An 11,192-nucleotide genomic window follows, 5' to 3' on the forward strand; every position below is an offset into this window, starting at 1 on the left:
AGTGACGAGGAGCAGCTTCTCGCCTACCTCAAGCGGGCGACGACCGACCTGCGCGAGACGCGCCAGCGGCTCGCGCAGGTCGAGGCCGAGCGGGCCGCGGCCGCCGAGCCGGTCGCCGTGGTGGCGATGAGCTGCCGCTACCCGGGCGGGGTCAGCTCGCCCGAGCAGCTGTGGCAGCTCGTCGCCGACGGCCGTGACGCGGTCACCGACTTCCCGGCCGACCGCGGCTGGGACCTCGACGGCCTGTACGACCCCGAACCCGGCCGCCCCGGCCGCTCCTACACCCGCCACGGCGGCTTCCTACACGACGCGGGCCTGTTCGACCCCGCGTTCTTCGGCATCAGCCCCGCCGAGGCGCGGCTGATGGACCCGCAGCAGCGGCTGCTGCTGGAGATCTCGTGGGAGGCGTTCGAGCGCGCGGGCATCGACCCGACCTCGCTGCGCGGCAGCCGCACCGGCGTCTTCGCCGGGGTGATGTACCACGACTACGGCCTGGGCGCCGACGCCGGCAGCACCAGCGGCGGCAGCCTGGTCACCGGTCGCGTCGCCTACACCCTGGGCCTGGAGGGCCCGGCCGTCACCGTCGACACCGCCTGCTCGTCGTCGCTGGTGGCGCTGCACTGGGCGGCCCGCTCGCTGCGCGCCGGGGAGTGCGACCTGGCCCTGGCGGGCGGGGTGGCGGTGATGGGCGGGCCGGACATGTTCGTGTACTTCAGCGGCCAGCGCGGCCTGGCCCCGGACGGGCGCTGCAAGTCGTACGCGGCCGCCACCGACGGCACCGGGGTCGCCGAGGGAGCCGGGGTGCTGCTGCTGGAGCGGCTGTCCGACGCCCGGCGCCACGGTCATCCCGTGCTCGCGGTGATCGCGGGCAGCGCGGTCAACTCCGACGGCGGCTCCAGCGGCTTCACCGCCCCCAACGGCCCGGCCCAGCAGCGGGTGATCCGCCAGGCGCTGGCCGACGCGCGGCTCACCACCGCCGACGTCGACGCGGTGGAGGGCCACGGCACCGGGACCACGCTCGGCGACCCGATCGAGATCCAGGCGCTGCTCGCGACGTACGGGCAGGACCGGGACGAGCCGCTGTGGCTCGGCTCGGTCAAGTCGAACCTCAGCCACACCCAGGCCGCCGCCGGTGCGGCCGGGATCATCAAGATGGTGCAGGCCATGCGGCACGCGACGCTGCCGCCGACGCTGCACGTCGACGCGCCGAGCCCGCACGTGGACTGGAGCCACGGCCGGGTCGAGTTGCTGACCCGGGCCCGGCCATGGCCGAACACTGGCCGACCGCGCCGCTGCGGAGTGTCGTCGTTCGGGCTTTCCGGCACGAACGCGCACGTCATCCTGGCGGAACCGCCGGTCGAGGAGGTCGCCGCGCGGCCCACGCCGCGACCGGGCACGGTGGTGCCGCTGCCGGTGTCGGCGCGGACCCGTACCGCCCTGCCCGAGCAGGCCGCCGCGCTCGCCACCCACCTGGACACCCATCCGGACCTCGACCCCGACGACGTCGGGCAGACGCTGGCCCGGGGCCGGGCGCAGCTGGAGCACCGCGCGGTCGTGCTCGGACACGGCCTGGCCGAGCTGGCGGCCGGGCTGCGGTCGCTGGCCGCGCCGACCGTCGGCGAGCCCGCCACCACGGCCACGATCGTCGGTCCGGGCGTCGGCCGGGCCGCCGGTGCGACCGCGTTCCTCTTCCCCGGCCAGGGCACCCAGCGGCTGGGCATGGGCCGCGAGCTGCACGCGGCCTTCCCGGTCTTCGCCGCCGCCTTCGACGAGACCGTGTCCGAACTGGACCGTCACCTCGACCGGCCGCTACGCGACGTGCTGTGGGGGCAGGACGCGCAACTGCTCGACCAGACCGGGTACGCCCAGGCGGGGCTGTTCGCGGTCGGGGTCGGGCTGGTACGGCTGCTGGAGTCGTGGGGCGTGCGGGCCGACCGGCTGACCGGCCACTCGATCGGCGAGCTGACCGCCGCGTACGCCGCCGGGATCTGGTCGCTGCCCGACGCCGCCCGCCTGGTCGCCGCGCGCGGCCGCCTGATGCAGGCCCTGCCGCCCGGCGGTGCGATGGTCGCCGTCGAGGCGGCCGAGGCCGAGGTCGCCGCGCTGCTCGACGCACAGGTCGAGCTGGCCGCCGTGAACGGCCCCCGCAGTGTGGTGCTGTCCGGCCCGGCCGAGGCGGTCGAGCGGGCGGCGGCCGCGCTGGCCGCCGAGGGCCGCCGCACCACCAGGCTGCGGGTCTCGCACGCGTTCCACTCCGCGCTGATGGAGCCGATGCTGGCCGAGTTCCGGGCGGTCGCGGCGAGCCTGGAGTTCCGCGCCCCGACGGTGCCGCTGGTGTCCAACCTGACCGGACGCCTGGCCGACCCCGACGCGCTGCGCACCCCGGACTACTGGGTTCGGCAGGTGCGCTCGGCGGTGCGGTTCGCCGACTGCGTACGCGCGCTGGAGGCCGACGGGGTCACCCGCCTGCTCGAACTCGGGCCCGGCGACACCCTGACGGCGCTGGCCCACGCCACCTTCACCAGCGGCTTGGCCACCGGCGGCGCGGCGACGTTCGTCCCGCTGCTGCGGCGCGGGCTCGCCGAGGAACCCGCGCTGGTCGGCGGCCTGGCGGCGGCGTGGGTGGCGGGCGCGGCCGTCAGCTGGCCGTCGTTCTTCGCCGGGCGTGGCGCCCACACCGACCTGCCGACCTACCGCTTCGAGCGGCGCCGGTTCTGGCAGGAGCACCGCAGCGCCGGAGCCGATCCGGCCGCCGCCGGGGTGAACGGCAACCCGCACCCCATCCTCGCCACCGCGATCCGCGTCCCCGACCCCGACCTGCTGGTGTTGACCGGGCGCCTGGCCTCCTCGGCGCACCCGTGGCTGACCGAGCATCGCCTGCTCGGCACGGCGGTGCTCCCGTCCGCCGCCCTGGTCGACTTCGCGCTGGCCGCCGGGGCCCAGGTCGGCTGCCCGACGCTGGCCGAGCTGACCACCGAGCCGCTGGTGCTGACCGACCGCCCGGCCGTGCTGCGCGTGGTGGTGGACGAGCAGCACCGGGTGCGCGTCCACGTTCGCGACGAGGGCGCCGACGGGCCGTGGACTCGACTGGCCGAGGGCCTGCTCACCGCGGAGACGACCGCCCCGACACCGGAGCCGGCCAGCTGGCCGCCCGCCGGGGCCGTCCAGATCGATGTGGACGATGCGTACCCGGAGCTGGCCGAGGCGGGCTACGGGCTCGGCCCGTCGTTTCAGGCGCTGCAGAGCGGCTGGAGCCGCGGCGACGAGCTCTACGCCGAGGTGGCGCTGCCCGCCGACGTGGCGACGGCGGGCCACCCGGTGCCGCCCGCGCTGCTCGACGCGGTACTGCACCTGCACCGGCTGCGGGAGTCAGCCGCAACGCCGCTGACGGTCGTCGCCTGGCGCGGCCTGACCCTGCACCGCCCGGTGACCGGCCCGGTCCGGGTGCGGCTGCGGGCCACCGGTGCCGACCGGCTGAGCCTGACCGTCGCGGACGGCACGGGCGCGCCGCTGCTCACCGTCGCGGAGCTGGTCTCCGCCCCGATCGATCCGGCGCTATTGACTGCCGCCGCGCCCGCCGCTGTCCAGGCGGACCGGGGCACCCCGGTGCCGGTCGCGGAAGGTGCGCGCCTGGTACGCCGCCTGACCCGGCTGCCCGCGTCCGAGCGCGAGCAGGTGCTGCTGGAGCTGGTGCGGCGGCACGTCGCCGGGGTGCTCGGACACGCCGACCTCGACACGGTCGAGCCCGACCGCGCGTTCCAGGAGCTGGGTTTCGACTCCATGGCCGCGGTCGAGCTGCACCGGCGCCTGGAGGCGGCCACCACGGTACGGCTGCCGCACACGCTCGTGTTCGACCACCCGAACGCGCTGGCCGTGGTCGCCCTGCTCACCGCCGAACTGACCCCGGCCGAGCCGGACCCGGCCGCCGACGTGCTCGCCGAGATCGACCGCCTGGAGGCGGCGCTGCGCGCGGTGCCGGCGGGCGACGACGACCGGAAGCGGATCTCGGCCCGGCTGGACGCGTTGGCGCGGCGCTGGCACGGCGACGAGGCCGAGGAGTCCGAACGCGACCTCGCGACGGTCACCGACGACGAACTATTCGACATTCTCGACAGCGAGCTGGGGGCCGCGTGATGGCGCCGCGCCACACGCACCCGGCCGTCGCAGATGGGCCGGCGTGTGATGAGTGACGACAGACTGCGCGAGTACCTCAAGCGGGCGACCGCCGAGCTGCAGCAGGCCAACCGGCGCGTGCGCGAACTGGAGTCCCGCGCCCGGGAGCCGATCGCGATCGTGGCGATGAGCTGCCGCTTCCCGGGCGGGGTCGCCTCCGCCGAGGACCTGTGGGACCTTGTCGCGCAGGGCCGCGACGGCATCACGTTCTTCCCGGACAACCGGGGCTGGGACACCCCGTCGATCTACGACCCGCGTCCGGGCACTCCGGACCGGACGTACGTGCGTGAGGGCGGTTTCCTGCACGACGCGGGCGACTTCGACGCCGACTTCTTCAAAATCAGTCCTCGGGAGGCGCGGGAGACCGACCCGCAGCAGCGGCTGCTGCTCGAGATCTCCTGGGAGGTGCTGGAGCGCGCCGGGATCGACCCGACCTCGCTGCGCGGCAGCCGCACCGGCGTCTACGCCGGGGTGGTCTACCACGACTACGCCGAGGGCTCGGGCACCGGCGGGCTGGCCAGCGTCGCGAGTGGACGCATCGCGTACACGCTGGGGCTGGAGGGTCCGGCCGTCTCCGTCGACACCGCGTGCTCGTCGTCGCTGGTCGCGGTGCACACCGCCGCGCAGGCGCTGCGCGCCGACGATTGCGACCTGGCCCTGGCCGGTGGCGTCACCGTCATGGCGACGCCGAGCTCATACGTCGGGTTCAGCCAGGACCGGGGGTTGGCGCCGGACGGGCGCTGCCGGTCCTTCGCGGCCGGTGCCAACGGCACCTCGTGGTCGGAGGGCGTCGGGATGCTGCTGCTGGAGCGGCTGTCCGACGCCCGCCGCAACGGTCACCCGGTGCTGGCGCTCGTGTCCGGCTCGGCGGTCAACCAGGACGGTGCCAGCAACGGGCTCACCGCGCCGAACGGGCCGTCGCAGCAGCGGGTGATCCGGCACGCGCTGGCCAACGCACAGCTCACCGCCGACCAGGTGGACGTCGTCGAGGCGCACGGCACCGGCACGGTCCTGGGCGACCCGATCGAGGCGCAGGCGCTGCTGGCGACGTACGGGCAGCACCGGCCGTCGGGGCGACCGCTGTGGCTGGGGTCGATCAAGTCGAACATCGGGCACGCGCAGGCCGCGGCCGGGGTCGGCGGGATCATCAAGATGGTCATGGCGCTGCGGCACGGGCTGATGCCCCGCACCCTGCACATCGACGCGCCCAGCCCCAAGGTCGACTGGAGCGCGGGCGAGGTACGGCTGCTCACCGAGGCCGTGGCGTGGCCTGCCGAGGCCGACCGGCCGCGCCGGGCCGCCGTCTCGTCGTTCGGGCTCAGCGGCACCAACTCCCACGTCATCATCGAGGAGGCGCCCGCCGAGGAGGTCCCGGCGTCCGGGGCGGACGCTCCGGCGCGCACGCTGCTGCCGTACCCCCTGGCGGCCGGGACCCCCGCAGCCCTGCGCGACCAGGCGGCCCGGCTGCGCGACCTGCTCACGGCGCGGCCCGACCTGCGGCCGCTGGACGTCGCCTGGTCACTGGCCAGCACCCGGGCCGCGCTGGAGCACCGCGCGGTGCCGACGGCCACCGACCGCGACGGGCTGTTGGCCGCGCTGACCAGGATCGCCGAGGGCGACCTCGCCGACACGGCGGCGGGCACCGCCCGCGGCGGATACGCGTTCGCCTTCACCGGCCAGGGTGCGCAACGCCTGGGCATGGGCCGCGAACTGTACGAACGCTTCCCGACCTTCGCGCACCACCTCGACCTCGTCTGCGCCGAACTGGACCGCTGGCTCGACCGACCGCTCCGCGACGTGATCTGGGGCGAGGACCCCGACCTGCTCCGCCAGACCGGCTACGCCCAGGCGGGCCTGTTCGCGGTCGAGGTCGCGCTCTACGAGCTGCTCACGTCGTGGGGCCTGCGCCCCCGCTACCTGCTCGGCCACTCCATCGGCGAACTGGCCGCCGCGTACGCCGCCGGGGTCTGGTCGCTGGCCGACGCGGCTCGGCTGGTCGCCGCGCGCGGCCGCCTCATGCAGGCCCTCCCGCCCGGCGGCGCCATGATCGCGGTACGGGCCGCCGAAGCCGAGGTCGCCGAGCTGCTGCTGCCCGGCGCGGACATCGCCGCGGTCAACGGACCCCGCTCGGTGGTGCTCTCCGGCGAGCAGGCGGCCGTCGAGGCCGTCGCGGCCAAGCTCGCCGAAGCGGGCCGCACCGGCAGCCCGCTGCGGGTGTCGCACGCGTTCCACTCGGCGCTGATGGAGCCGATGCTGGCCGAGTTCGCGGCCGTGGCCCGGCAGCTCACCTACCACGAACCCGCTGCCGCCGTGGTGTCGCTGCTGACCGGCGAACTGGCCACCGAACTGACCTCGCCCGACTACTGGGTCCGCCACGTACGCCGGCCGGTGCGGTTCGCCGACGGTGTGGCCTGGCTGGCGGCCAAGGGCGTCACCACCTTCGTCGAGATCGGACCGGACGCGGCACTTACCCCGATGGGCGGCGACTGCGCGCCCGCCGACCTGGACTGCGCCTTCGTGCCGACATCTCGGCGCGACCGGGGCGAGGAGGCCGCGCTGGCCCGCGCCGTGGCCACGGCGTACGCCCGGGGCGTGGCCGTGGACTGGTCGACGTACTTCGCCGGGCTCGGCGCCCAGCGGGTCGACCTGCCCACGTACCCGTTCCAACGCCGCACCTACTGGGCTGTTCCGTCGACGCTGACCCCGGCCGCCCCGACCGGGTCCGACGACGCCTGGTGGGACGGCCTGCAGGCGGGCGACCCGGACCGGCTGGCGCGGCGGCTGGGCGTCCAGGCCGACGTGCTGGCGCGAGTGCTGCCCGCGATGACGGCCTGGCGGCAGGAGTACCGCGACGAGAGCCTGATCGAGAACTGGCGCTACCGGGTCACCTGGCGACCCGTACCGTCCGCACCGGGCGCCGTGACCGGGGATTGGCTGGTTTTCGTACCGCCGACGCCCGACCCGGCCGTCGACACCGTGCTGGCGGCGCTGACCGCTGGTGGAGCCCGTCCGACGGCAGTCGTCGTCGACGGCGCCGACCGCGCCGCCCTGGCCGCGCGGCTGCGCGACCACGCCGCCACCCCTGCCGCCGTGCTGTCGCTGCTGGCCCTCGATGAACGCGACGACCCCGCGCACGCCCCGCTGACACGCGGCTGCGCCGACACGATCACCCTGGTCCAGGCGCTGCATGACGCCGAGCTCACCGCCGCGCTGTGGTGCGTCACGCGCGGCGGCATCGCCGTGGCCGACACCGAACAGGTCACCGCCGGGCAGGCCGCCGTCTGGGGGCTGGGCATCGGCCAGTCGCTGGACCGCCCCGACACCTGGGGCGGCCTGCTCGACCTGCCCGCAGACCCGACCGAGGCGGACGCGGCCGCGTTGGTGGCGGCGCTGGGCCGTGCCGACGGCGAGGACCAGCTGGCCGTCCGGACCGACGGCGTGTACGCGCGCCGCCTGGTCCGCGACCGGAAGACCACCCCGTCCGGGCAATCGCGACCGTACCCCCGGGGACCGGTCCTGATCACCGGCGGCACCGGCGGCCTCGGCGCGCACGTGGCCCGCTGGCTAGCCGCCACGGGCAGCACCGACCTGGTGCTGACCAGCCGCCGTGGCGTCGCCGCCGCCGGCGCCCCCGAACTGGTCGCCGAACTCGAAGCACTCGGCGCGCGGGTGACCGTCGTCGCCTGCGACGTCGCCGACCGCGACGCGCTGCGGGCCGTCCTCGACGCGATCCCGGCGGCCGCGCCGCTGACCGTCGTGCACGCCGCGGGCGAGGCACAGCGCGTCGCACCGTTGGCCGAACTGACCGTGGCCGAGTTCGCGCAGGTCGCACAGGCCAAGGTGCTGGGCGCGCGGCACCTGGGCGAGCTGCTCGCCGACCGTCCCGTCGCCGCCCTGGTCCACTTCTCCTCCGGCTCGGCCGTATGGGGCAGCGCCGGCCAGGCCGCATACGCCAGCGCCAACGCGACCCTCGACGCGCTGGCCCACCAGCACCGGGCCGCCGGGGTCCCGGCCACCGCCGTGGCCTGGGGCTCCTGGGACGCGGGCATGGTCGACGCGGAGCTGAGCGCCCTGCTGCGCCGCATCGGCGCGCCCGCGATGGCTCCCACGCGGGCGCTGCGCGCCCTGGGCCGGGTGCTCGACCAGGCCGAAGGCCACGTCGTGGTCGCCGACTTCGACTGGGCGAGGTTCACGCCGACCTACACCCTGGCCCGGCCCCGGCCGCTGCTGGCCGAACTGGCCGAGGCGCAGGCCGTGCTCACCGCCGCCGAGACGCCCGGCACGCAGGCTCCCGCGTTCGCGGCCCGGCTGGCCGAACTGTCCGAACCCGACCGGGCCCGTGCCGTGCTCGACCTGGTCCGCGAGCACGTCGGCGCGGTCCTCGGCTACGGCGACCCGGCCGAGGTCGATGCCGCGCGCGCCTTCACCGACCTGGGCTTCGACTCCGTCGCCGCGGTCGACCTGCGCACCCGGCTCAGCGACGCCACCGGCCGCCGCCTGCCCAGCACCATGATTTTCGACTACGCCACCCCGCAGGCGCTGGCCGCCTACCTGCGCGACGAACTCGCGCCGCAGGACGGCACGGGCAGCCGTTCGGTGCTCGCCGAACTCGACCGGTTCGAGGCCGCGATCGCGGCGCTCACCCCGGCCGAGATCGAACGCGACCGCGTCGCCGCCCGGGTGCAGGCCCTGGCCAACCGCCTCAACCAGGCGCTCGGCACCGGCGGCGGCACCGGCCTCGACAACCTCGAATCGGCGTCGGCCGACGACGTCTTCGCCTTCATCGACCAGGAACTCGGCCTCGCCTGACCGCGAGCCGACCCGCGACGTCCAGACCCGGTGGGATTGACATGGCTAACGACGAGAAGCTGCTCGAATACCTGAAGCGCGTCACCGCGGACCTCGCCCAGACCCGGCAACGGCTGCAGGAGACCGAGAGCCGGGAGTCCGAGCCGATCGCGATCGTGGGTATGGCCTGCCGCTACCCCGGCGGCGTCAGCTCGCCCGAGGACCTGTGGCGGCTGGTCGCCGCGGGCGGCGACGCGATCACCGAGTTCCCCGCCGACCGCGGCTGGAACCTCGACCAGCTGCTCGGCGACGGCGAGGGCGGCACCAGCTACGTGCGCGAGGGCGGCTTCGTGCACGACGCCGCCGACTTCGACGCCGGGTTCTTCGGCATCAGCCCCCGCGAGGCGCTGGCCACCGACCCGCAGCAGCGCCTCATGCTCGAGGTGTCCTGGGAGGCGTTCGAACGGGCCGGGATCGACCCGGAGACGGTGCGCGGCGGGCAGGTCGGCGTGTTCGCGGGCTCCGGCCTGCAGGACTACGGGTACCTGCTCGACGCCGTGCCGGAGCTCGCCGAGTCGTTCCTCACCACCGCCAGCGCCGCCGCGGTGATCTCGGGCCGGGTCTCCTACACCCTCGGTCTGGAGGGCCCCGCCGTCACCGTCGACACCGCGTGCTCGTCGTCGCTGGTCGCGCTGCACCTGGCGGTGCAGTCGCTGCGCCGCCGCGAGTGCACCCTGGCGCTGGCGGGCGGGGTGATGGTGATGGCCACCCCCGCGCCGTTCATCGCGTTCAGCCGCCAGCAGGGCTTGGCCCCCGACGGCCGGTGCAAGGCATTCTCCGACGACGCCGACGGCACCGGCTGGTCCGAAGGGGCCGGTGTGCTGCTGCTGGAGCGGCTGTCCGACGCGCGCCGCAACGGGCATCCGGTGCTGGCGATCGTGAAGGGTTCGGCGGTGAACCAGGACGGGGCCAGCAACGGGCTCACCGCGCCGAACGGGCCGTCGCAGCAGCGGGTGATCCGGCAGGCACTGGAGAACGCGCAGGTCGGGGCGGACCAGATCGACGTGGTGGAGGCGCACGGCACCGGCACCACACTGGGCGACCCGATCGAGGCGCAGGCGCTGCTGGCGACGTACGGGCAGCACCGGCCGACCGGGCGACCGCTGTGGCTGGGGTCGATCAAGTCGAACATCGGGCACGCGCAGGCCGCGGCCGGGGTCGGCGGAATCATCAAGATGGTCGAGGCGATGCGGCACGGCATGCTGCCGCGTACGCTGCACGCCGAGCGGCCGTCATCGCATGTGGACTGGGCGGCGGGCGACGTACGCCTGCTCACCGAGGCCATGGCGTGGCCCGTCGACGCCGACCGGCCGCGCCGGGCCGGTGTCTCGTCGTTCGGCGTCAGCGGCACCAACGCCCACGTCATCCTCGAGGAGGCGCCCGCCGACGTACCCGCCGAGGCGGCCACCGAGGCGGCTACCGCCCCCGCGCGGCCCCGGGTCCTGCCGTGGGTGCTGTCGGCCAAGTCCGTGCCCGCCCTCGCCGCCCAGGCGTCCCGGCTGCGGGACCACCTCGACGCCCAACCCGCCGCAGACCCGCGCGACGTCGCGTGGTCGCTGGTCACCGGCCGGACCGTCTTCGACCACCGCGCGGTGCTGACCGGCGGCTCAACCGCCGACCTGCGCGCCGCGCTCGACACCCTGGCCGCCGGCGGACCCGGTGTGCTGACCGGCCGGGCCCCATCCGCCGAGGTCGTCTCGGCGTTCCTGTTCACGGGTCAGGGTGCGCAGCGCTTGGGCATGGCCCGGGAGCTGTATGACGCCTACCCCGTGTTTGCGGCGCGTTTCGATGAGGTCTGCGCCGAACTGGACCGCTGGTTGGACCGCCCGATCCGGGACGTGATCTGGGGCGGGGACGAAGACCTCGTGAACCAGACGGTGTTCGCGCAGGCTGGTCTGTTCGTGGTTGAGGTGGCGCTGTTCGAGTTGTTGGCGTTGTGGGGTGTGCGGCCGCAGTTCCTGGCTGGGCATTCGATCGGTGAGCTGTCGGCGGCGTGTGTGGCCGGGGTGTGGTCGTTGGCTGATGCGGCGAGGCTGGTGGCGGCGCGTGGCCGGTTGATGCAGGCCCTGCCCACGGGTGGGGTGATGGTCGCCGTGGAGGCGACCGAGGCTGAGGTGTTGCCGCTGCTGGTGGACGGGGTCGATATCGCGGCGGTCAACGGCCCGCGCGCC

Annotated in this window: 2 protein-coding genes and 1 pseudogene; all 3 read left to right on the top strand. The window is 75.3% G+C overall.

Features of this window, described 5'->3' with window-relative positions; translation table 11 throughout:
* Nucleotides 1-6: 6 nt before the first annotated feature.
* Nucleotides 7-4,056: pseudogene (locus KUA19_RS33890) on the top strand (type I polyketide synthase); the annotation flags it as partial.
* 123 nt (nt 4,057-4,179) lie between these two features.
* Nucleotides 4,180-8,982 carry a type I polyketide synthase gene (locus KUA19_RS33895; protein WP_372451936.1) on the top strand — a complete coding sequence of 1,601 codons (4,803 nt, stop codon included), beginning with the start codon at nt 4,180-4,182 and terminating at the stop codon, nt 8,980-8,982.
* A 41-nt stretch (nt 8,983-9,023) separates the two neighbouring features.
* Nucleotides 9,024-11,192: type I polyketide synthase (locus tag KUA19_RS33900; RefSeq protein ID WP_217402782.1), on the top strand; the 2,169-nt coding region annotated here is incomplete at its 3' end.

Source organism: Catellatospora tritici, from assembly GCF_019083965.1.
Taxonomy (GTDB): domain Bacteria; phylum Actinomycetota; class Actinomycetes; order Mycobacteriales; family Micromonosporaceae; genus Catellatospora; species Catellatospora tritici.